The organism is Nocardia donostiensis (genome assembly GCF_002081715.1).
In the GTDB taxonomy this organism is placed as follows: domain Bacteria; phylum Actinomycetota; class Actinomycetes; order Mycobacteriales; family Mycobacteriaceae; genus Nocardia; species Nocardia donostiensis.
The window spans coordinates 1-21,929 of the sequence record NZ_MUKP01000053.1; the positions used below are offsets into that span (position 1 = coordinate 1).

Genomic DNA, 21,929 nt, shown 5'->3' on the forward strand with positions numbered 1-21,929 from the left:
TTGAGGTCGTCGATGATCCGCTCCCGCGACGCGGACAGTGACGTGAGAGCGGACTCGATTGAGGCCAGGCGTTGTTCGAACAGCGCGATGGTTTCGCGGCAGACGTCCTGGTCATCGAAGTCGGCGCCGGCCAGGCAGGAACCGAGGGTACCGATGTCCTTGCAGTTCAGCCCCGCGTCGAGCAGTTTGCGGATGTTGCGGATCACCGTCACGGTCTCGTCGGTATAGACACGGTAACCATTGTCGGCGCGTTCGGACTGCAGCAGTCCGATGGATTCGTAGTAGCGGATGCTGCGCGTGCTGGTTCCGGCGAGTTTGGCCAGTTGCCCGATGCGCAATGTTTGCTGGCGTGGCATTCGCCTACACCACCTTCGATTCGATAGTAGCCAGTGTTGAGGTCATTGCCGGGCTGGTCTGTGTTCGTCGATGTCCTGCGACGGGTCAGCTCGGGTCATCCGAGCGCGGTGGAGCGGATCGAGGGCGCCGAAGGCGAACAAGAACACTAGCACCGACACCGCCAGTAGCGCTCCGGCCGCAACGGTGACCGCTGCGGGACCGTACTCGGCGAGGGCGACACCGCCGATGGCGCCGCCGAGGGAGATGCCCAAGTACAGTGCGCCCGCGTTGAGGGCGATGGCTTCTCCGGCTCCTTCGCCTGACAACCCGAGTATTCGCGATTGAACTGGCGGGTTGAGTGCGAACCCGGTCACGCCCCAGCCGGCGACCAGTGCGGCGACCAGCAGCAGTGGCACCGCTGCCGGACTGGTCAGCAAGCTGGCAGCGGCGAGCGTGAAGGTCACCACCATCTGGCCGATCAAGGCCGCGGCGATGGTGCGTGAGGCGCCCCATGCGTCGGTGGCGTGACCGCCCCACACCGATCCCAGCAGGGCCGCCACGCCCGCGATGACGATAAGTGTCCCCAGTGCCGTGGGACCCGCACCGGTGAGGTCGCGGGCGATGGGGGCGATGTAGCTGTAGAACATCATCGCTCCCGCGCCGCCGGTTATGGTGCCTACGAGCCCGACGAGGATCGCGGGCCTGCCCAGTGGCGCCAACCGCGTGCGGAGTCCGGCGGTCACCGGTGTAGCCGAGCCGGGCAGGCTGGCAGCCAGCCCGATCATGGCTAGCAGCGATAGCACGATCACCACTGACAGCGACCACCGCCAGTGGGCGGCGCCACCAATCCAGGTGCCCACTGGCACGCCCGCCACCAGGGACAGCGTCAGGCCGGTTTGGACAGCGCCCAGGTAACGACCGCTGCGCCCGGCCGGCGCCAGATCGGCTGCTGAGGCGAACGCGGCTGGAGTGGCGGCCCCTGCGAGAATTGCCGCGAGCACACGCATCGCCAGCAGCATTCCGTAGGAGGGGGCGATTGCGGTGAGCAAATTGACCATTGCGAAGCAACCGGACAGCGTGATTAGCAGCGTGCGGCGCGATATGCGCGCGGTCAGCGACGCGGCCAGTGGCGCGGCAAGGGCGTACACGAGCGCGAACACGGTCACCAACTGTCCAGCCAGCGCCTCCGACACATCCAGGTCGGTGGCGATCTCGCTCAGCAGGCCCGCAATGACGAAGTCGTCTGTACCGATGGCGAAGGTCAACAATAGCAAGCTGATTAGCCACAACGGCACACGGCCCTTCGAAGAACTGCACATGGCGCCGAGGTTAGGACCTTGTCACAGACGTCAATGTCAACAGGAGTGTCACGGACTGCTGCTGGGCTGGAAGGCTGGTGGTTTCGCCGCGCATAGCGTGCGGGTGAGTATGACGGCCCCGGAATCCTGTGGCAGCGGTTCGCGGCGGACGTCCGCGCCGAGCTGTTCGGGCTCATGTCCACCAGTGGGCGTCGGCGTGCCGACCAGGAACTCGTCGCTGTCGAAAGCCTTCTCACCTCACGGAGGCGGTGGTGCACGGTGATCTCGGCCCCGAGAACGTGTTGTGGGAGAGCATCGACGGGCTGCCGCGCTTGAGCGGGGTGGTCGACTGGGACGATGTCGGTCTCGGTGACCCCGCTGAGGACCTTGCAGCCATCGGCGCTGGCTACGGCGATTCCCTGTTGCGGCGCGTGCTCACACTGGGTGGCTGGGCGGATCACGAAACAACCGCCCGCATCGCCGCGATCGCCGGAACCTTCGCCCTGCAGCAGGCCCTTGCCGCCTACCGCGACGGTGACGAAGAGGAACTGAGGGACGGTTTAGTGGTCTAGGCCCAGGAATCCTGAAGCTGTCATGAGCCGCAAAGTAGGACGCGCGGGTAACCGTTGATCCGCCTTACGGTTTCGTTTCGTGCAGTTGGAGTGGTCGCCCGAGGATCTGATCGGGTCGTGGACGCTGATCGGCAAGAACGACTGGCGGTTGGTGGGCAACAAATCGGGAGCTACCAGGCTCGGGTTCGCTGTATTGCTGAAGTTCTTCGAGATCGAGGCGAGGTTCCCTCGTGCGGCGGCGGAGGTGCCGCCTGCGGTGGTGAGCTACGTCGCCGAGCAGGTGAAGGTCGATCCGGCGCTGTTCGCCTCGTATCGGTGGTCGGGCCGGACGATCGAGTATCACCGTGCCCAGGTTCGTGCTGCTTTCGGGTTCCGGGAATTCGCTGTCAGCGACGAGGACCAGCTGATCGGCTGGTTGGCTGAGGAGATGTGCCCGGTCGAGTTGCGTGAGGACCGGCTGCGCGAGGCTGTGTTGGTGCGGTGTCGGGCCGAGAAGTTGGAGCCGCCGACACCCGGCCGGATCGATCGACTGGTGGGTTCGGCGCGATCGACGTTCGATCAGCGATTCTGCGCCCGCACGATGTCGCGTCTGGGTGCGGCGTCGGTCCAGGCTCTCAACGAGCTGGTCGCCGAGACCGCCACTCCGTTGGCGAGCGGCCGGAATCTGTTGGCGGAGTTGAAGTCCGACCCCGGCAAGGTCAGCCTGGAGACGCTGCTGCGAGAGATCGAGAAGCTGACCGCGGTCCGTTCGCTGAAGCTGCCGGCGGAGCTGTTCGCCGATGCCAGCGAGAAGCTTGTCGACGCCTGGCGGGCACGCGCGGCGCGGATGTTCCCGTCAGACCTGCGCGACGCCCCGGAGCCGGTGCGGCTGACGCTGCTGGCGGTGCTGTGCTGGATGCGGTCCTCGGAGATCACCGACGCCCTGGTGGATCTGCTGATCAGTCTGGTGTTGCGGATCAATACCCGCGCAGATCGGCGGGTGGAGCGCGAGCTGACCGAGGATCTGCGGCGGGTCCGAGGGAAGGAGGGAATCCTGTTCAAGCTGGCCGAGGCTGCCGTGGAGCACCCCGACGACATCGTGCGCAAGGCACTGTTCCCGGTGGTCGGGGAGAAAACGCTGCGGGAGCTGGTCACCGAAGCCAAGGCCAATGAGCAGGTATTCCAGGAGCGGGTCCGCACGGTGCTGCGCAGCTCGTACTCCAATCACTACCGGCGGATGCTGCCGCCACTGCTGGCCGCGCTGGACTTCCGGTGCAACAACACCGCCTACCGGCCGGTGATGGTGGCGATGGAACTGTTGCAACGCTATGCCACGATCGACGGCAAGGTCCGCTTCTACGACCAGCACGCCCTGGTGCCGTTGGACGGCGTGGTCCCGAAAGCCTGGCGTGAAGCCGTGGTCGACGACCGCGACCGGGTCGAGCGCATCCCGTACGAGCTGTGCGTGCTGGTCGCGTTGCGTGACGCGCTGCGCCGGCGCGAAATCTACGTCGAGGGCGGCAACCGGTGGCGCAACCCGGAAGACGACCTGCCGGGTGATTTCGAGCAGGCCCGCGAGGTCCATTACGCCGCGCTGCGTCAGCCGCTGGATGCGACCGAGTTCATCACCGATCTGCGCGCACGGATGACGGCCGGGCTGGAAGGGTTGGACAGGGGCCTGATCGAGGGGAGTACCGGCGGGGTGCGGATCACCAAGCGCCGTGGCGAGCCGTGGATCTCGGTACCGAAGCTGGACAAACTGGTCGAGCCGGAGAACCTGACCGCAATCAAGGACGAGGTAGCCCGCCGCTGGGGCACGATCGACCTGCTCGACGTGTTGAAGGAAGCCGACTTCCTGACCGACTTCTCCATGGAGTTCGTGTCGGTGGCCTCGCGTGAGTCGATGGACCGCGACACGCTGCGGCGGCGGTTGCTGCTGGTGCTGTTCGCGCTGGGCACCAACATGGGCATCAAGGCGATCGTGAATACCGGCGAGCACGCAGAGACCGAAGCCACGTTGCGGCATGTGCGGCGGCACTTCGTAACCCGCGACAACATGCGCCGGGCGATCGTCAAGCTGGTCAACGCGACGTTCGCCGACCGGGATCCGCAGTGGTGGGGCCAGGGGACGGCGTGCGCGAGTGATTCGAAGAAGTTCGGGTCGTGGGAGTCGAACTTCATGACCGAGTATCACCAGCGCTACGGCGGGGCCGGGGTGATGATCTACTGGCACGTCGAGCGCAACCGGGTCTGCATCTATTCGCAGCTGAAGTCGTGTTCGTCGTCGGAGGTGGCGTCGATGATCGAGGGCCTGCTGCGGCATTGCACCGATGCCGACATCGAATCCAACTATGTCGATACCCATGGCGCGAACATCGTCGGGTTCGCGTTCACCGAGCTGCTGGGGTTTCGGCTGTTACCCAGGTTGAAGAACATCGGCCACATCAGGCTGTACCGACCCGACGACAATGCCGCCTACGGCAATCTCGGGCCGGTGCTGAGCCGCCCGATCCGCTGGGATCTGATAGCCCAGCAGTACGACCAGATGGTCAAATACGCGACCGCGCTGCGGCTGGGCACCGCCGAGTCGGAGTCGATCCTGCGCCGGTTCACCCGCGGCGGCCCGAAACACCCCACCTACCAGGCCCTCGAAGAACTCGGCCGCGCGGTGCGCACCATCTTCGCCTGCGAATACCTCAGCTCCGAGGAGCTGCGTCACGAGATCCACAGCGGATTGCAGGTGGTGGAGAACTGGAACTCCGGCAACAGCGTCATCTACTACGGCAAAGACGGCGCATTGACCGGCCCGGACCGCGAGCACACCGAAGTCTCCATGCTCGCACTGCACCTGCTGCAATCATCGCTGGTCCACATCAACACCCTGCTGCTGCAACGGGTGCTGCAAGACCCACAGTTCCGTAACCTCATGGGAGACAACGAGCGCCGCGCCCTCTCGGCGCTGTTCTGGTCCAACATCAACCCCTACGGACGGTTCCTGCTGGATATGAACCGTCGCCTCGACCTAGCCAGGCAGGCCGCATAGCAGCGGGTTTCAGCGTTGCGGGTAGTCCCAGACGCGGCCGGTCTGCCTGTACTGCTCGACGGGGATCGGTTCGATGCCGGATCGCATCCGGGCCCGGCAAGACTCGCGCGGTGTACGAGCTGCAACTTAAGCAGGCGCGCTGCGGCATCCGGTGCGCCGCCTACACGGTGTGACCCGGGCAGATGAGCCCGGCAGGGGTCTGCTGCCAGCCCTGCGCGTCGAGCCAGTCCCGCACCGGGCCCGGCGCTTGGCCTGCGTTCGTGTATTCGCGGGTAGAGGCTCTTCCGCCGTGTTGGTGGCCTGGCAGTAGAAGTCGAGGTTGCTTTCTCGTCAGCTGGCTGCAACGGCCTGTTTGCGTGACAGGGTGATTCGGCGGCGTTTCGGGTCGACGTCGATGACCTTCACGTAGAGATCGTCGCCGACCTGGACGACGTCTTCGGGCTTGTCCACGTGTCCTGCGGCCAGTTCGGAGTTGTGCACCAGCCCTTCGAAGCCGTCTGGGCGGTCGTCGATACGGACGAACGCGCCGAACGGCGTGAGCTTGGTGACGCGGCCGCGGACGATCTGGCCGACCCGCTGCACGATCTGCGGCATCGGATCCTCTTGCAGTGCCTTGAGCGACAGAGCCACACGTTCGCGCACCATATCGACGTCGAGGACCTGTGCGGTGATCTCCTGGCCGACGGTGAGGATCGCGGAGGGGTGGTCGACAGGTCGCCAGGACAGTTCCGGAATGTTGATCATCGCGGTGAAGCCGCCGATGTCGACGAACACCCCGAAGTTGGCGATCTTGCTGACGGTGCCGTTGCAGATCTGGCCTCGGTGCAGGGTCTTCAAGAACGCCCAGTTGTGGTCGCTCGGGGTCGGTTCGGTCCTCCACCGGGCCCGCAGGACGCCATCGATGTCGGGCAGGACGGCGGTGAACAGGGGGTGGCGTTCCTCGACGTATAGGGAAAGCGCGGTTGCGGCGCGTGCGCCGGTGACCTGCGCTGCCAGTTCGGTGAACTGGGTCTCGTCGGCAATGGTGCTGGTGATCTGTCCGTGTTCGTCTTCCCAGACGAGTTCGATCGAGCCTTCGTCCGGGAGAGCGGCAAGGATCTCGTCGACGTCGGTGGACAGGTCCGGCCAGACGGTGAGTTGAGCACGAGGGGTGAGTTCGGCGCGGACTGCGTCGACAGTGTCGCCGGTGAGGCGGTGCCAGCGGGACGCGCCACCGATGTAGCCCTCTTCCAAGATGGCAGCTTGGTGCGTGGCGATGCACCAACGCAGCCGGGCCCAGAAAATGTCGTCGGCGGGTCGCTGTTCGCCGGGCTCCTCGTCGAGAGCCGCATCGTAGGGGGATGCCTCGAGCCGTTCGGGAAACAGCCCCAGTTCGCGGGTGCGGGACAACGCCCTTTCACAGGGGTCGCTGGTGCCGACGTAGACGTACTGGTCCCACCCGACGTGCACGGCGAACACGTCCTCTACCTCCAGGCGGCACCAGGCGCCGTTGTCGCGGAGCATCGCTCGAACCAACTCCAGGCCGACGGCCACCGGCACCTGCGCGCCGTCGTGGAAACCGGTGAGGTCGGGCGGGAAGAGCCCGGCCAGACCGTGGCCCTCGACGGCCGGCTCCAGGCCGAAGTGGACGAGGCCGGCGAGGTGCGGTTCTCGGATGGTCAGCTGGTGGACGCCAGTGTCTTCGGCGAAGGCGGCCACCGCCTGCAGGTAGGCGGCTTCGACCGGCCCGTGGTCGCTGACGGATTCCTCGGTACCGGTATATCCGCCGTGCTCGTCACGGTCGGCGGGGTCGTACTTGGTGACCCGGTAGACGTAGGGCAGCACGTCACTGCCCTGCCCGGGTCGATGAGGACACCGTGGTCTTCTGGCGTTCCAGGACCCGATAGACCGTCGCCCGGCTGACGGAGAACAGTTCGGCGAGGTCGGCGATGGTGTGCTCGCCGGACCGGTGCTGCTGCAGCAAATGGGACTGCTGGCGGACCGATAGCTTGGGCTGCTTGCCTTTCAGCTTGCCCTTGGCCTTCGCGACGGCCATCTCCTCGCGTGTCCTCATCCGCAGCAGGTCGACCTCGAACTCGGCGAAGGTGGCCAGGATGTTGAAGAACATCTTCCCCATCGGGTCGGCCGGATCGTAGATGGTGCCTCCCAACGACAGCTTCACCCCTCGTGCGACCAGGGAGTCACCGATCTCGCGGGCGTCGGGCACCGAACGGGCGAGCCGGTCGAGTTTGGGGACGACCAGGGTGTCGCCGACGCGGACGGCCGCGAGAGCTTGGTCGAGACCTGGCCGGGCGCGGCGAGTGCCGGTGAGGCCGTGGTCGAGGTAGATCCGGTCTTCGGCGACTCCGAGGCCACACAGCGTATGTCGCTGGGCAGTCAGGTCCTGCTCGTCGGTGGAGCAGCGAGCGTAGCCGATGAGGGTTGCGGTCACACGGGAAGCGTACGGTAGACCTCCCCTCAGCGGACAGATCCGTGGACACCCTAAATGAGACGGCATCTCGCCTGGTCGGCACATCCAGACAAAGGTTCTCCCGTGTGTCCGTTGAAGGTTCCCCTAACGGACACACATCCAGCCGCTGAAATCGATCCGCCAGGACATGCCACCCCCCGGGGGGTAACGGGGAGCAGCCTCGGGAGTCCTGAGCCGTTACCCGCGCGTCCTACTTTGCGGCTTGTGACAGCTTCAGGAGTTCTGGGCCGTCTACCGCTGAATCGGGTCGCCGTAGTATCGGCCGAATCTCGGGCCGCTGTCTGGTGGGAGGTGATCCTCCGGAATCGGGTATGTCTGCAGCCGGCGGAACGTTGCGGGCTTATTCTGCATCCCCGGCCAATTCTTCGTACAACCCTTCCAACGCAGTGCGGTCGTCTTCGGTGCCGATGTGTGCGGCGGCGAACCAGCGTGCGTACTCGGAGAGCTCGGAGAGCCGCCAGTCCAGCACGAACAGCTCTACCATTTCGGGGTCGGGGAGCAACAGGTCGTGTGCGACGGCGAGTAGGTCGGTGTAATCCCGTTCGGGCGGTGCGAGAGCCAGCGACTCCCAATCGACCAGCCGCACCCCGTCGGCAGTCATGACCTGGTTGTCGTTGTGCGGTTCGCCGTGTGTCGGCACCCATGAGTCCCGTCGGGAAAGCGCTAATTCCGCCAGTGCCAGGTAGCGGTCGGTCCAGCGTTGGATCGGACCGATGTGCGCGGCAAGGGCCAGCCGTGCCTTCTCCGCCAGCGGGCCGCTTGTCCAGGGCTCGGCGGTGTGAGCTCGCAACTCATCGGCGAACCCAGGACCGACCTGCGGGGTCCATGGCCGCAGACCATCAGGGGGAGCAGCACGATGCAGCGCATCCAACGCGCGAACGACTTCGCGGACATGCCGGGGCTCGCTGGCCTGCGCCTCGGTTGGGCTGCGGCCCTGCAGCCACGGCGTCACGCTGAGCGCACCGGACCCGACATCGACGCTGAACTGTCCGGACCGGGCCGGTAGCGGTGCACACACCACGTTCAAACCAGCGTCGGCCAGGGCGGCAGCCCCAGCGTAGGCAGCCTCCAGCGACGTCGCGGTGTGCCGGGGCTCCAACTGATCCAACGTCACGAACACCGTGGCGCCCCCACCGATCACCCGCCAATGGTGCGCGCCGAAACCCCACGGCAAATAGCTTATATCGGTGATCTCGGGCAACCAGTGCGTAGCGACCGCCTGCGCGATCGCCTCATCACTGATGAACGAAGGCCGGGAAAGCACAAGACCGCATCCTAGAAGGCGTACGGACAGACAAGCATGGGCTTTTCCGCTGCACCGCCGAGCACTGGCCGGGCGTTGGCTTCGGTGGTCGAAGCGGGAATCGGTCGAAAGGCATTCGGTCAGCCGACCGCCCGAGTCTCGGGCGGGAGCCAGTCCGCGAGTCCGATGATCTCCGTGGCGACCTCGGTGATCGACCGTTCGTCGGTCGCGACTCGGCGCACCCGGGGCCAAGAACCGCTGTTCAGTCGATGGGCCATGGTGGCACTGCGTTCGAGGTGCGCGTGCAGAGTGGAACCTCTCTCGCGTTGGGAAAGACGGTGGAGAGCGGTTTCGTCCGTGCAGGTCAGTAGCACACCGGTCACATGGGGGCCGTCTCCCATGGCGGCGGTCAACTGGTCGGTCACCTCGTCCAGGACGCTGGCGGTGTTGATGTAGATCAATCGCCGGTATCCGAGCGCGCGGTAGTTGGCCCACATCGCGGCGAGGTTCCGTTCGGCCAATCCGTGCTTCTCGGTCGATGGGTACGCCATATCGAGAAAGTCGCCGTCGATCAGGCAGTGTCGCACTCCCGCAGCGGATAACTGGGCGTGAATCTCGTTGCCGACAGAGGTCTTCCCCACTCCTGACCGGCCCCCGATGAACAGTGCTTCGGTTGTTGCGCACAAGCCCGGATTCTCTTCCACCATCGCTTGCCAACCCTACTGCCGGCCTCTAGTCCGTTCACGCGCGGCGGCCCGCCACCTACTCCGGGCGCCTCGACGAGGGCCTGCTCCCAGTACCGACGTGCGATGGCTCATTCGTCGCCGTGGTCATCAGCAGGTCGAACAGCTCCAGCACGTCATCGACGGCGCGGACGCTCAGCACCGACACCGTGGCCGTCAAGACCGCCGGCCGGTGCTCACGGCCCATCCGCCGCAACTGAGTTACCTTGCCCCACAAGTCGTGCTGAGCACAAGTCGTGCTGAGCCAAACCCAGCAACCGCCGCGGCGGCACCGACGACACATCCACCCCCGAGACGATCGTCATCCGGGACAAATTCACTCACCTGTTCGAGGGCACCGGAGATGGCATCGCTATCGGCATCAACCCCGACGGCATCACGTGCGAGCTGTCCGAGAACGTGCCCAGTACATCTACAACGGCGTTGCTCCCGTCGTCGGAGACGTTTTGCGGCGCAATGGTTTGCGGCAGCTGGACATCGATGTGTGGGCGATCCACCCGGGCGGGCCGAAGATCTTGCTCGAATCCGCGCGATCGCTCGGCCTCCTGCAGGGCGCCGCGTCGACGAGTTGGGGTGTTCTCGCTGAGTACGGAAACATGTCGAGTGTCTCGCTGATCTTCGTGCTCGAGCGGATCGCCGATCAGGCAGGGGTGGACAAGCCGATCTCGACGGGCGTCGCGTTCTCGTTCGCGCCGGGAGTCACGATCGAGGGGTTCGTCTTCGACGTCGTTCGCCGGTGATCACGCTGTGTCCAGGTGTTCTGGCGCAGTCGATGAGGGCCTGGGCATATCGGTCCGTGCGGTAGTCCCGTTCTTGCGCTGGTTGGCATTGAAGCGCGCCTTCTTCTGACGGTTCCCGCATGTGTTCATGTCACACCATTTGCGGGTGCGACTTCGGCTGGTATCGAAGAAGGCGGCTTGGCAGGTTGGCGATGCGCACAAGGCCAATTTTCCGTCTCGTTCGCCTGCGATGATGCTGATCGCGTCGGCGGCGATCACGCTTAGGGCATCTTCTACGCAGGAAGCCGAGCTGAGGTGCCATTGCCGATTGCCCTCGGGGGTCAAGATGGCTGCGGCCCGGCCCTGGATGCTGCAGTCATTGATGACGTGGAGAGCAGACGCAGGGAGAGGGTCGTGGAGCGCGGCCGCTGTTGCGGCGGCGTGAATTGATTCTCTCAGTTCCCGGGCGAGTTCGAACTGGGCGGTGGTGCAGGAGTCCACGGCGAGCCCGTTCACTGCCAGCCAGTCGACGAGTCGCTGCGGCGTCGGAATGCGCTCCACAGCGTTGCCCTGACGTTCTGTCAGAGTCGCCGTGAAGCTGGTCGCGAGCACGTTACCGAGGCGAAAGTCAGGGAACCCAGCGCGCATGGAACCACCATAGCTGGTTGCACGCTGGCATGACGACATGTTAGAACCGCCATAGCCGGTTCGCGATAGTTCGCAGCCGGTTCCCCGATGGCCAGGAGGTCTCATGTCCCGTCCAACCAGCGACGTGCAAGCATTCGAAGCCCACGCCTCTGACGCTGACCTCGACGATCTGCGCGCGCGATTAGCAGCGGCGCGGCTACCGGAGGCCGAGACGGTCTATCGCGCCGCGCCCGACCATCGCCGATGGGAACAGGGCGTTCCCCTCGCCGACCTCGTCGATGTCGTGAACTACTGGCGCACCGGGTACAACTGGCGGTCGTTCGAAGAGCGCCTCAACCGCATCGGCCAGTTCCGCACGACCATTGATGATCTGGGAATCCACTTCCTGCACCGCCGATCCGCGCGCGCAGATGCCACTCCTCTGATCTTGACGCACGGCTGGCCAGGCAGCATTGCCGAGTTCATCGATGTAGTAGACGAGCTGGCAGATCCGAAAGATGCAGACGCGCCGGCGTTCCACGTCGTGGTTCCATCGCTACCAGGCTTTGGTTACAGCGACAAGCCGGCCACCACCGGGTGGGGAACCGAGAAGATCGCAGCCGCATGGGTGGAACTGATGGGAAGGCTCGGCTACAGCAAGTTCACCGCCCACGGCGGCGACTGGGGAGGTAATATCGCCACGGTTCTCGGCGGCAGGTTCCCGGCGCACGTTCTCGGCATCCACACCCTGTTCGCGGAGGCGCCACCCGGGTTGCCAACGGACGGGCTGACGGCGGTCGAGCGCAAATGGGCCGAGGAAACCCGCGATTTCTGGCGCCACCGCGCGGCGTACGCGAAGCAGCAGGCGACCCGACCACAGACCATCGGCTACTCGCTCGTCGACTCACCGGTCGGGCTTCTTGCCTGGATCCTCGACAAGTTCGCTGAGTGGACAGATACCGAAGACAGCCCGTTCGAGACGATTTCCATAGACCGCGTTCTCGACGACGTCACCCTGTATTGGCTGACGCGGACCGGCGCATCGGCGGCCCGCATCTACTACGAAAGCCACAACTCGCTGGACCCCGAACTTCGGGTCGACGTCCCGTCGGCAATCACTATGTATCCCCGCGACATCGAGAAGTGTCCGCGTCCCTGGGCGCAGGAGCGGTACCGAAAGATCGTCCGATGGAGGTCGCCCGAAGCCGGGGGGCATTTCCCGTCGCTGGAGGTTCCCGAGTATTTCGTCAAGGATCTGCAAGAAGGCCTCGCGGCAGTGCTGGCCGCTCAGCGGTGAACGCGCCTGGGTGCCAGGGCTCGGAATCAGCCGGGATGTGAGTTGCGCGCCGAATGCTGTGCGCGGCGAGGAGTCGGGAAGGGCTTCCGTGCATTTCCTGACAGCTTCAGGATTCCTGGGCCGACACGGTCGGTCTCCGGCATCGCCGCTCGTGGGATGTGCGGCGGTGAACTGGGAGGACGTGTCGGTGTGCCGGGTGCGGTGCTGCCCGGCTACCCTCGAACTGGGCTTGTGTCATCGGAGACGACCCCGGAGGCGATCTATGCGTGGACGTCGGCTGGTAGTGCTCGGGCTTGCGGCGGTGACGGCCACCGGGATGGTTTCAGGGTGTAGTGACGAGGAGACCGCACCGCTGCCGGGGGCGATGACGACGAGCATGATCACGACCGCGCCGCAACCGAACCAGGTGGCGGGGGTGGCGATACCGGATGGGCGGGTCGAGCACATTCTGGACGAGGTCGAGCGGCGTGCCGAGGAGTTGATGGAGACCACGGGGATACCCGGTATGGCGGTGGCTGTGGTCTACGACGGGAAGGTGGTGTACGAGAAGGGGTTCGGGGTGCGCGACGTCGATGGTAAGCAGCCGGTGGGGCCGCATACGGTGTTCCAGTTGGCGTCGCTGTCCAAACCGGTGGGGGCGACGGTGGTGGCGCGGCAGGTCGAGGCGGGACTGGTGGCGTGGGATACGCCGGTGCGGCAGGTGGCGCCGTGGTTTGCGTTGCAGGACCCGTATGTCAGCGACCACGGGACCATCGGAGATCTGTTTGCGCATCGGTCGGGTTTGCCCGATCACGCCGGGGATCGGCTCGAGGATCTGGGGTTCGACCGAGAGCAGGTGCTCGAGCGGTTGCGGTTGCTGCCGTTGGCGCCGTTCCGCGCCACCTACGCGTACACCAATTTCGGGTTGACGGCAGCCGCGGCGGCGGTTGCACAGGCAGCGGGGCTGGATTGGGCGACGTTGTCGGAGCAGGCGATCTACGGTCCGCTGGGGATGGATGCGACCAGCTCCCGGTACGCCGATTTCGCGGCCGCCGAAGACCGCGCGGCCGGGCATGTGCTGGTCGACGGCGTTTATCGCAGGTCGGATCCGGGGCGGCGGCCCGATGCCCAGTCACCCGCGGGTGGGGTCAGTTCGTCGGTGGCGGATATGGCGCGGTGGATGATGATGATGCTCGCCAACGGGTCTTATAACCAGAAACAGGTGGTGGCTTCGGAGGCGTTGCTGCCCGCGGTGTCGCCGCAGGTGGTGTCGTCCCCGCCGTCGGCTCCGGACGCGCGGGCCGGTTTCTACGGGTTCGGTTTCAACGTGGGTGTGTCGGCGGCGGGACGGGTGACGTTGGGGCATTCGGGGGCGTTCGATCAGGGGGCGGCGACGGCGTTCACGTTGATCCCGTCGGCGGAGGTGGGGATCGTGACGTTGACCAATGCGGCGCCGATCGGAGTGCCGGAGACGTTGAATGCCGAGTTCGCCGATCTGGTTCAGTTCGGGGAGGTGCGTGCGGACTGGTGGGAGCTGTATCAGGAGGTGTTCGCGACGGTGAATGCGCCGACCGGGGAATTGGTGGGTGCCGCGCCACCTGTGGATCCGGCTCCGGCGCGGCCGCTCGAGGGCTATGCGGGCAGGTATAGCAACGACTTCTACGGTCCCGCGACGGTGGCGGTGGACGGCGGTGAGCTGAGGTTGATGTTGGGGCCGGGGAATGTGTCGATGCCGTTGCGGCATTGGGACGGTGAGGTGTTCGTGTTCTCCCCCGTCGGGGAGAGCGCGACCCCGGGTACGGTGTCGCGGGCCCGGTTCGAGGGTGATCGGTTGTGGTTGGAGTTCTACGACGCCGACGGTCTCGGGTCGTTCACTCGTTCTTGACGTCCTCCCGGCCATGAATGAACGGCGCGGCGGCTTCACGCTGTTCCCAGTCTTGGCCGTCTGTTCGGCTCTCCTGGCGTGTTACCAGACGTCCTCGTCATCTGGTGTCGATTCGTCCGGTGTCGACGGAGTCGGTGACGCAGTGTCGGGGGCGGTGTCCGGGCCGCTGCCGCCGTAGAGCCTCGGTGCTTGCCGAGCGCGTTCGGACTTGGCTATCTCGTAGGAGTCGAGCACTTCGGGAGGTAACGTACCGGCGCCGTCTCGGGCCATCCGGGCTTCGACATGCCTGAGATAGAGAGCTGTCTCCCACCCACCGGGCTGTTTCCAGGTGTGGGTCCGTCGCCACGGGTCGTTGACCGCACCCGGAAGTTCTTGTTTCTGGCCGGAAAGTTCCAGCCATCGTTCGTATTCTGTGATGTCCTCCTCGGAGAATCCTCTACTTCGGCTGAATGCTTTCCAGTCTCGCTCCAGCAGAGCCTGTTCTTCGTCGGTGACCGCTCGGTAGTTCTCGCGGTGATCCGGATCGAGGCCGCCCTTCTTCTCCTTGGCGGCCACCGCAGCCATGATCTGGTGGTATTCGTCGCGGAATTCCTCGAATGTCATGGTCGTTGGGTCTCGGCTCGGTTCGGTGGCTCGTTTCGGCTGCGAGTGATCGAGAGGGGGCACCCTCCTGTGTTCCGGCGCGCTCAGTCCCTCACTTACTTCCTCGACCTCGTGTCCCCCGCGCTGGTCCACGTCGACTTTTTGACCAACCCCCTTCTCGAGAGGGTGAACAAACGTGTCTTTGTACCCGCGGTGCGCGATGTGGTCGGTCACCCTCTTGGCACTGGACTTCAGGCTGTCGATGGCTCGGGACATGGCCTCGCCCCAGCTGATGCTCACGCGAGCCTCACTACTGGGCAGCCACGGCTGGTGTGGCCGCGGTGAATGGCCCCCCAGCCAGCGCAGCAGCGGTCGGCACCCCGGCCGGGGTGCCGACCGCAGCCAAGCGCCGGGTGGGGGTCATCGGCTCACGACTCCTCCAATGTCGGATAACCCGCGGGAAAGGGGTGGGGTCTGGCGGGGTGTTTCCCCAGAAGCGTCATCCGGTGTTGTCGGATAATACGCCGTTACCTGACCGAGCTCGCAGCAGCGTCCAATCTGAGCTGGCGGTACCGTTCCAGGCTGCGGCGCAGCGCCTCCAACGCACAGAACGTGTAGCGTGCCCGGCCGATCCGACCGGGCAGCAGGTCAGGTTTCCACCCAGACCCTCTATTTCTCGTTTCGGTTGCCCACCACCTTGTGACCGTAGTACTGTCCGGACAGGTGTCCATCAACGCCTCTGGACGGCAATCTGGGGAAGGATGTCCAATGACTCTGGTGAAACCGCCGCGGGTGTCCGGAGGCGAGCACGAACACGGCCATCTGGAAGAGTTCCGGGTCGACCCCATCGCGTTGATGCGCCGGGTGCGTGAAGAGTGCGGCGATGTCGGGCTGTTCGAACTCGCCGGGCGTCAGGTCATCCTGCTCTCGGGTGCCGAAGCCAACGAATTCTTCTTCCGCGCCGGCGACGACGAACTCGACCAGGCCGCCGCCTACCCGTTCATGAAACCGATCTTCGGCGAAGGTGTGGTGTTCGATGCCAGTCCCGAACGGCGCAAAGAGATGCTGCACAACTCCGCGCTGCGCGCCGAACAGATGCGCGGGCATGCGGCCACCATCGAAAACGAAGTCAACCGGATGCTCGCCGGCTGGGGCGACGAAGGCGAGATCGACCTGCTCGACTTCTTCGCCGAACTCACCATCTACACTTCCTCGGCCTGCCTGATCGGCACCAAGTTCCGCAACGAACTCGACGGCCGGTTCGCCCACCTCTACCACGACCTGGAACGCGGCACCGACGCCTTGGCCTACGTCGACCCCTACGCGCCGATCGACAGTTTCCGCCGCCGCGACGAATCCCGCGCTGCGCTGGTCGAGTTGGTCCAGGGCATCATGAGTGGCCGAATCGCCGATCCACCCACCGGTAAAGACGACCGGGACATGCTCGACGTGCTGGTGTCGGTGACCACCGAGGACGGCACCCCGCGGTTCAGCGCCAGCGAGATCACCGGCATCTTCATCTCGATGATGTTCGCCGGCCACCACACCACCTCCGGCACCGCGGCGTGGACGGTGATCGAACTATTGCGCCACCCCGAGATCCTGGACAGTGTCGTCGCCGAACTCGATGCGCTCTACGCCGACGGTTCGGCGGTCAGCTTCCACGCGTTGCGCCAGATCCCGCAGCTGGAAGCGGTGCTCAAGGAAACGCTGCGGCTGCATCCACCGCTGATCATCTTGATGCGTGTCGCGCAGGCAGAGTTCGAGGTGTGTGGGCACATCATCTCCCCCGGCGACCATGTTGCGGCCACCCCCGCCATCTCCAACCGGCTGCCCGAGGACTTCCCCGACCCCGACACCTTCGACCCGGGCCGCTATATCGACCCCAATCAGGAAGATATCGTCAACCGCTGGACCTGGATCCCGTTCGGCGCCGGGCGGCACCGCTGCGTCGGTGCGGCGTTCGCGCTCATGCAGCTCAAAGCGATTTTCTCGATCCTGCTGCGGGATTGGGAATTCGAGATGACTCAGCCGTCGGAGTCCTACCGGAACGATCATTCCAAGATGGTGGTGCAGTTGCAGCAGCCGTGCATCGTCCGCTACCGCAGGCGCCGCACACCCCGGAACGACTAGCAGACGACTCCTCCCCTGCCCCGCAGCCCTGGGCATTCAGGGCAAAACACTGCCTCTGCCGGTGCGGTTCCGGCGAGGCATACTGCTGGATCTGTACTAGAGGGCAGCTGGCATATAGTGGTGTTCGAAGGTCCGGCTCCCCGCCGGGCTGCCCTCGCTGCCGTGGGCGAACAATTCATATGACGGCAGTTGCCACTCGAGTTATCGTCCCCACCCGGAATCTGCCGCCGAGGAATGGACCTCTGTGACCGACTGGATCACCACCGCGATCGAACCCTGGCTGCTGCGCGGCGCGCTGGAGGTGGAGCGCACCGAGCACGGGCTACGACCCCACCGGTTCCCATCCCGCGCCCGCGCCCAGTTTCCCGATGAATTCCTGATGATGGCCGAAACGCATCCGACCGGGGTGCGGGTGGTGTTCCGCAGCAGCGCCACCGTGGTCGAGATGGACGTACTGTCCACCAAAGCACCGTATCCTGGTGCACCCGAGAGCGGCTACGAGCTGCTCATCGACGGTCGCTGTGTCGCTCGCGCCCAGGTGAGCGGCGGCAACGTGGTCACTGTCGATATGTCGACCGGGGCGACGGTGACCAGGGCGGGTGCGGTGGGTACCGCTCGTTTCACCGGGTTGCCCGGCGGGGACAAGGACATCGAGATCTGGTTGCCGCACACCGAGGGCGTCGAGTTGGTCGGTCTGCGCACCGACGCGCCGGTCGAGCCGGTACCTGACCGGGGCCGCCGGGTGTGGGTGCATCACGGTAGTTCGATCAGTCACGGCTCCAACGCCGACCACCCCACCGGCACCTGGCCCGCGGTGGCCGCGGCCCGGGGTGGTGTGGAGTTGATCAATCTGAGTTTGCGTGGCAACGCCCTGCTCGATGCGTTCACCGCGCGCACGATCCGGGACACGCCCGCCGACCTGATCAGCGTGAAGATCGGCATCAACCTGGCCAACGCCGATCTGATGCGGGTGCGTGGCTTCATCTCCGCTGTGCACGGGTTCCTCGACACCATCCGCGACGGGCATCCGGTGACGCCGCTGCTGGTGGTGTCCCCACTGCTGTGCCCGTTCCAGGAGCACACGCCGGGCCCGATCGTGGCCGAGGTCGGTGACACCGGTTTGGGTTTCCGCGCTCTGGGGGATCCGGCGCAGGTGGCCGACGGCCGGTTGACATTGACCGTGATCCGCGACGAGTTGGCGCGTATCGTCGCCCAGCGCTCGGTCCAGGACCCCGACCTGCACTACTTGGACGGTCGTCTTCTCTACGGGGAGCAGGACGCGGTCGAGTCGCCGCTGCCCGACGGTCTGCACCCCGATGCCGCCAGCCATGTGCGCATCGGGGAACGCTTCGCCGAGCAGGTCTTCGCGACCGGTGGCGTATTCGCCGGATCCGCTCGGCGGTCCGCTGACGACATGGATATGGCCGGACGGACCCGATGAGGTTGCAGGCCCGGCAGAACCCGCCGCAGTGAGGTTCGGCCCCACCGCGGCGGGCCGCCCGATTGCCCGGCGATACAGCGAGCGCCGTCCGGTCAGCCGTCGATCGCTTCGATGGCGGTGTCGGGAGCTGGGGCGAGGGCGCGTGGGGGCGCGCTGAAGGCGTGTGCTGCGCCGAGGCCCGCCCCGACGGCTGCGCCGACGGCTGCGAGCGGAGCAGCCATCAGGGCCGCACCGTAGGCGGCGCCGATGGGGCCTGCGGCGAGACCGATCGGCGCGAACGGCAAGCCGATGGCCAGGCCGAGCGCACCACCGACGCCTGCCCCGATGAGCGCGAAGGGGCTGGCCACCGCGGCACCGGCCGCGGCGCCGATCGCGGCGGCGCCCACGGTTTGACCTGCGATGCGGTCGGAGCGGGTGCGTTCCATGCCGACCGAGTCGAGGTAGGTGGCGATATTGGCCTCGGTGACCGCGGCGCCGTCGTTGAGCTGGATCGCCTGCTCCCGGGGCAGCCATTCCGGTGCCTCGACGTGGACGTCGCCGAACCGCAAGGTGCCCGGCGGTGGGGCGATCGGCGGTACCGGGTCGACCGGGACGGGCGGATGCAGCGCCTCCACCGGCGACAGGTACTCGTTCTTCGGCATCGGGCGTGCCCACTGCAGTGAACTCAGTACGTCGTCGGGAATCCGCAGACCCCGGTACGGGCGCACGTTCGGTGCTTGGGCGGCAGGCCATTCCGGTGACTGGTCGGTGTGTTCGCCGGGGGTGCTCATGTCCGTCGGAGCGGTCGAGTCCGTGTCATCGGCGGCGGGGACGGCCGGGGCGACGACCGGGTCGGTCTGCTCGGTCTGGGTTATGGGGATGTAGCGATCGGGTTCGGCGTTCGCGGTGCCGTTTCCTACCAGCGTGAGGACCACGGGAACCGCTCCCGCCACGACCATGGAACCCATTTTCTGTCGACGCGGGCTGACTGCTCTGTGCTTGCCGCTGCCCATGTGTCACCTTTCATCCTGAAACAGACTTTGTCGCTTCACATTCGGACTCACAGGCGATACGGATAGGGCGAATTCGGTGACCAATCCTCGGAATACGCTGTCACCAGCGGCTTCGCCCTGTTCAGTGGACTGGATTCCGGTGGTGTCGTGCTGTGTGCTGCACGGTGTCAGATGACTGTGAGCGGGAGCGGTATCCCTCGGTCGGTGAAGGTGAAATCGGCGCCGGTGCTGAATCGGGTCACCGCCACCTCCGAGGCTTCGCGAAAGGGTGCGTCGGCGCGGAGGATGTCGGCGGTCCATCCGTTTTCGTCGGTGTCGGTGACGCGGCTGTAGTAGTGGGCGTTCACTCCGCGCACCAGGGCGTCCAACGGCTCCAGATGGTCGGGGTCGATCATCGACGGCCATACCCGGTCGGTGATCGCGCCGCTGTTGTGCGGGAACCGCACTCGCAGCGCGGGGCTGCTGTCGTCGATGTCGATGCCGGTGTAGGGCTGCGGGTTCAGCGCCGGGTGTACGCGCAGCACCTGAGCGAGGGTGGCCGGGTCGTCGCTGTCGAGGCTCAGGCAGGTGCGGAGGCGTTCGGCGGTGAGACCGGCGATACCGGTGAACTGTTTGCGGCCGATGCCGAGCGCGGTGTCGGTGTCGGTGCGGCTGTGTACGGCGATCATGAACCCCAGTGTCAGCAGATGCTGCTGCAGGCATACTTCTTCGCTGATGCGTACCAGCGCCGAATGGGAGAAGTCGGCGAAACGCAGATCGCTCAACAGGGGGCCGCGGTAGTCGCTGCGTCCCTCCTGGTCGGTGGCGATGGCGGGCAGGGCGATCCCGGCGGCCACCGAATCGGCGACCAGGGCCGCGTTGGGTGGAGCCGGGGGCGGGGTATGGGATTCGTCGATGACAACTGTCCATGCGCATACCGGTTTCCGGTCTGCGGGTTCGCGTGGCGGCCGGTGGAGGGGCCGGACCTGGGCGTGAGGGTTGGTGGCCAGGGCGGTGGCGTCGAAGGTGGGGTCTTCGATGTCGTGGCACATCGCGGTCACGTATTCGGTGCCCATCGGTTCGACGTCGGCGAGGGCGCCGCAGTGGTCGAGCCAGAACCGGCCGTGGTGGGGGTCGTCGACGCGGTAGCGGAAGTCCATGAACTGTGGTGGTGCCCCGATTTCCAGTTGCATCCCTTTGAAGATGGTGATGACGTCGTCGCCGGTGAAGTTCAGGGCCCGCTGCATGCGGCGGGTGTAGACAGGGCTGGCCAGCTGCCATTCTTCGATCGCGACTTCGGTCATACCTTCGCGGCCGAACGCGGCGATGGAATGTGCCATCCCGGAGCGGTCGATGAGGTGCCCGCACAGCAGCAGTTCAGGTACCACAGCCGCGAGAGTTTCCCGGGAGAAGTCGTGAAATCTGCTGGTGGGTGTGGGCATCGGGGTCACCACAGCGGGACCGGGGATGCGCCGAGGCGATACCAACCCGGTAGCGGGTCGCCGGAGGTGGCGCGCCCGATCCGTTGCTGCATGCCCTCCGACAGTGCGTTGTCGGTGATCATCTCGAGGAACAGGGCCGAGACGTTGCCGAAGTCGAAGAAGTCGCGCTGCCAGGACCATTGGTAGTTCCCGCCGTACCGGAACCAGCTGCCGCCGATCCCTTGAACGGTGTATTTGCTGCCGTCGGCGCGGGGGGTGGTGTCGTAGATCTGTTTCCACAAGCCGATGACGTCGCCGGAGCGTTCGTCGATGACGAACTGCTGGTACGGGTACACCCACCCTTCCAGGCCTGCCATTTCCTGGCCGAGGGCCAGTTCCCGGATTTCGTCGCGGCCCACGGCCATGAATTCTTGTTTCGGGCCGTAGTTCCAGCCGTAGGTGGCGTCGGCGGTGTACATCTCGGCGAGGGGTTTCCAGTCGCCGTTCTTTTCGCAGCGCTGGTTTTCCAGCACCCAGCGGCGCACCATGTCGTCGAGTTCGGCGCGGTCGAAACCTGTCATCGGTGTGTCCTTTTCGAGGAGTCAGCTGTTGTCGCTGTCGGGGGTCAGGGACAAAGCTCGGGTGGGGCAATAGCGGATCGCGTTGTCGACGTCGGCTTGTGTCTCCGGTCCCGGTGCGGGGTCGAGTATTTCGACGGTGCCGCGTTTGGGGACGTGGAACACCGTCGGCGCTTCGGCTTGACAGACGGCGTGTCCCTGGCACAGGTCCAGGTCGGCGACAATTTTCATGTGTGCTCCCGTCTTCGCCTACCGGAGAGGGTGTTCGGTCGGTGGGCCCGGGGTTGCGCGGCGGGCGGGACCGGGTGTGGGGCCGCGGGGTGTGGTGGGGGCGGCTGTGGGGAAGAAGGCGGCGGTTTCTCGGGTGGGTGTCGCGGGCCGGAGGGGCGTGGCCGTCATGGCGCGCCCTTGTTTCCGGTAACGAGTTCTGCCTGGAGTGAGCGGCACCAACCAGCAGGAAGACACGTAGCTGGACATGTGTCTGGACGGTACCACCAGCGGGCGTGTCAGACAACGAAACAGGGTTTTTCGCCCGCCAGGTCTTATCGGGGCCGCGATATCCCATCGTGTTGCGCACCCGGGAGCGGCACGACTGAAACAGGAACGTGTTCT

The 21,929-nt window shown here is 65.7% G+C and carries 18 protein-coding genes and 1 pseudogene; 7 read left to right on the plus strand and 12 right to left on the minus strand.

Features of this window, described 5'->3' with window-relative positions; genetic code table 11:
• Together B0T44_RS23335 and B0T44_RS23340 are read right to left on the minus strand one after the other, a co-directional pair.
• On the minus strand, positions 1-356 hold a 356-nt coding region (locus tag B0T44_RS23335), incomplete at its 3' end, for a MerR family transcriptional regulator (RefSeq protein ID WP_217808772.1).
• A 42-nt stretch (positions 357-398) separates the two neighbouring features.
• Complete coding sequence (locus tag B0T44_RS23340) at positions 399-1,601, minus strand: MFS transporter (RefSeq protein WP_175648040.1); 1,203 nt, start codon at positions 1,599-1,601, stop codon at positions 399-401.
• A gap of 182 nt (positions 1,602-1,783) precedes the next feature.
• On the opposite strand from B0T44_RS23340, the gene B0T44_RS23345 reads away from it, so the two are divergent.
• Complete coding sequence (locus tag B0T44_RS23345) at positions 1,784-2,206, plus strand: phosphotransferase (protein WP_077117475.1); 423 nt, start codon at positions 1,784-1,786, stop codon at positions 2,204-2,206.
• A 79-nt stretch (positions 2,207-2,285) separates the two neighbouring features.
• Positions 2,286-5,228, plus strand: a complete 2,943-nt coding sequence (locus B0T44_RS23350) for a Tn3 family transposase (RefSeq protein ID WP_077117473.1) — start codon at positions 2,286-2,288, stop codon at positions 5,226-5,228.
• Positions 5,229-5,558: 330 nt separating this feature from the next.
• Here B0T44_RS23350 and B0T44_RS23355 read toward each other — a convergent pair whose 3' ends face one another.
• The 4 genes from B0T44_RS23355 to B0T44_RS23370 form a co-directional block, all read right to left on the minus strand.
• Positions 5,559-7,052, minus strand: coding sequence for a S1 RNA-binding domain-containing protein (locus B0T44_RS23355; protein ID WP_077117471.1), 1,494 nt, complete (start codon positions 7,050-7,052; stop codon positions 5,559-5,561).
• A gap of 1 nt (position 7,053) precedes the next feature.
• The gene (locus B0T44_RS23360; protein WP_077117469.1) at positions 7,054-7,659 is read right to left on the minus strand and encodes a recombinase family protein; all 606 of its coding nucleotides are present in this window, start codon (positions 7,657-7,659) and stop codon (positions 7,054-7,056) included.
• A gap of 379 nt (positions 7,660-8,038) precedes the next feature.
• On the minus strand, positions 8,039-8,962 hold the full coding sequence (locus B0T44_RS23365) for a phosphotransferase (RefSeq protein ID WP_077117467.1): 924 nt from the start codon (positions 8,960-8,962) through the stop codon (positions 8,039-8,041).
• Between the two features lie 119 nt (positions 8,963-9,081).
• Positions 9,082-9,648, minus strand: a complete 567-nt coding sequence (locus B0T44_RS23370) for a nucleoside/nucleotide kinase family protein (protein ID WP_077117464.1) — start codon at positions 9,646-9,648, stop codon at positions 9,082-9,084.
• A gap of 324 nt (positions 9,649-9,972) precedes the next feature.
• Here B0T44_RS23370 and B0T44_RS23375 point away from each other — a divergent pair.
• Positions 9,973-10,424: pseudogene (locus tag B0T44_RS23375) on the plus strand (3-oxoacyl-[acyl-carrier-protein] synthase III C-terminal domain-containing protein); the annotation flags it as partial.
• On the opposite strand, the gene B0T44_RS23380 reads toward B0T44_RS23375, so the two are convergent.
• On the minus strand, positions 10,425-11,051 hold the full coding sequence (locus tag B0T44_RS23380; protein WP_077117461.1) for a CGNR zinc finger domain-containing protein: 627 nt from the start codon (positions 11,049-11,051) through the stop codon (positions 10,425-10,427). It abuts the pseudogene before it with no gap.
• Positions 11,052-11,154: 103 nt separating this feature from the next.
• On the opposite strand from B0T44_RS23380, the gene B0T44_RS23385 reads away from it, so the two are divergent.
• Together B0T44_RS23385 and B0T44_RS23390 are read left to right on the plus strand one after the other, a co-directional pair.
• Positions 11,155-12,327, plus strand: coding sequence for an epoxide hydrolase family protein (locus B0T44_RS23385; RefSeq protein ID WP_077117458.1), 1,173 nt, complete (start codon positions 11,155-11,157; stop codon positions 12,325-12,327).
• A 262-nt stretch (positions 12,328-12,589) separates the two neighbouring features.
• Positions 12,590-14,191, plus strand: coding sequence for a serine hydrolase (locus tag B0T44_RS23390; RefSeq protein WP_077117457.1), 1,602 nt, complete (start codon positions 12,590-12,592; stop codon positions 14,189-14,191).
• Between the two features lie 81 nt (positions 14,192-14,272).
• Here B0T44_RS23390 and B0T44_RS23395 read toward each other — a convergent pair whose 3' ends face one another.
• The gene (locus B0T44_RS23395; protein WP_077117455.1) at positions 14,273-14,794 is read right to left on the minus strand and encodes a hypothetical protein; all 522 of its coding nucleotides are present in this window, start codon (positions 14,792-14,794) and stop codon (positions 14,273-14,275) included.
• Between the two features lie 747 nt (positions 14,795-15,541).
• Between B0T44_RS23395 and cyp51 the strand changes: the two genes are divergently transcribed.
• Both cyp51 and B0T44_RS23405 read left to right on the plus strand, forming a co-directional pair.
• Positions 15,542-16,906 (plus strand): lanosterol 14-alpha demethylase, encoded by a 1,365-nt coding sequence (gene cyp51, locus B0T44_RS23400; RefSeq protein ID WP_077117453.1) that lies wholly within the window; start codon positions 15,542-15,544, stop codon positions 16,904-16,906.
• 244 nt (positions 16,907-17,150) lie between these two features.
• Positions 17,151-18,347 carry a GDSL-type esterase/lipase family protein gene (locus B0T44_RS23405; protein ID WP_077117451.1) on the plus strand — a complete coding sequence of 399 codons (1,197 nt, stop codon included), beginning with the start codon at positions 17,151-17,153 and terminating at the stop codon, positions 18,345-18,347.
• Between the two features lie 92 nt (positions 18,348-18,439).
• Here B0T44_RS23405 and B0T44_RS23410 read toward each other — a convergent pair whose 3' ends face one another.
• The 4 genes from B0T44_RS23410 to B0T44_RS23425 all read right to left on the minus strand — a co-directional run bounded on the left by B0T44_RS23410 (position 18,440) and on the right by B0T44_RS23425 (position 21,548).
• Positions 18,440-19,285 carry a hypothetical protein gene (locus B0T44_RS23410; RefSeq protein WP_139347852.1) on the minus strand — a complete coding sequence of 282 codons (846 nt, stop codon included), beginning with the start codon at positions 19,283-19,285 and terminating at the stop codon, positions 18,440-18,442.
• A gap of 221 nt (positions 19,286-19,506) precedes the next feature.
• Positions 19,507-20,760 (minus strand): hypothetical protein, encoded by a 1,254-nt coding sequence (locus tag B0T44_RS23415; RefSeq protein WP_081512583.1) that lies wholly within the window; start codon positions 20,758-20,760, stop codon positions 19,507-19,509.
• A 5-nt stretch (positions 20,761-20,765) separates the two neighbouring features.
• Positions 20,766-21,320, minus strand: coding sequence for a nuclear transport factor 2-like protein (locus tag B0T44_RS23420; RefSeq protein ID WP_077117447.1), 555 nt, complete (start codon positions 21,318-21,320; stop codon positions 20,766-20,768).
• Between the two features lie 21 nt (positions 21,321-21,341).
• Positions 21,342-21,548, minus strand: a complete 207-nt coding sequence (locus B0T44_RS23425) for a ferredoxin (RefSeq protein ID WP_077117445.1) — start codon at positions 21,546-21,548, stop codon at positions 21,342-21,344.
• Positions 21,549-21,929 lie beyond the last annotated feature (381 nt).

Bases quoted from the DNA above. Each gene is read 5' to 3' on its own strand.
- B0T44_RS23370 (WP_077117464.1), bottom strand. From the start codon at position 9,648: ATGGTGGAAGAGAATCCGGGCTTGTGCGCAACAACCGAAGCACTGTTC.
- B0T44_RS23380 (WP_077117461.1), bottom strand. From the start codon at position 11,051: ATGCGCGCTGGGTTCCCTGACTTTCGCCTCGGTAACGTGCTCGCGACC.
- B0T44_RS23385 (WP_077117458.1), top strand. From the start codon at position 11,155: ATGTCCCGTCCAACCAGCGACGTGCAAGCATTCGAAGCCCACGCCTCT.
- B0T44_RS23390 (WP_077117457.1), top strand. From the start codon at position 12,590: ATGCGTGGACGTCGGCTGGTAGTGCTCGGGCTTGCGGCGGTGACGGCC.
- B0T44_RS23395 (WP_077117455.1), bottom strand. From the start codon at position 14,794: ATGACATTCGAGGAATTCCGCGACGAATACCACCAGATCATGGCTGCG.
- cyp51 (WP_077117453.1), top strand. From the start codon at position 15,542: ATGACTCTGGTGAAACCGCCGCGGGTGTCCGGAGGCGAGCACGAACAC.
- B0T44_RS23410 (WP_139347852.1), bottom strand. From the start codon at position 19,285: ATGGTCGTGGCGGGAGCGGTTCCCGTGGTCCTCACGCTGGTAGGAAAC.
- B0T44_RS23415 (WP_081512583.1), bottom strand. From the start codon at position 20,760: ATGCCCACACCCACCAGCAGATTTCACGACTTCTCCCGGGAAACTCTC.
- B0T44_RS23420 (WP_077117447.1), bottom strand. From the start codon at position 21,320: ATGACAGGTTTCGACCGCGCCGAACTCGACGACATGGTGCGCCGCTGG.
- B0T44_RS23425 (WP_077117445.1), bottom strand. From the start codon at position 21,548: ATGAAAATTGTCGCCGACCTGGACCTGTGCCAGGGACACGCCGTCTGT.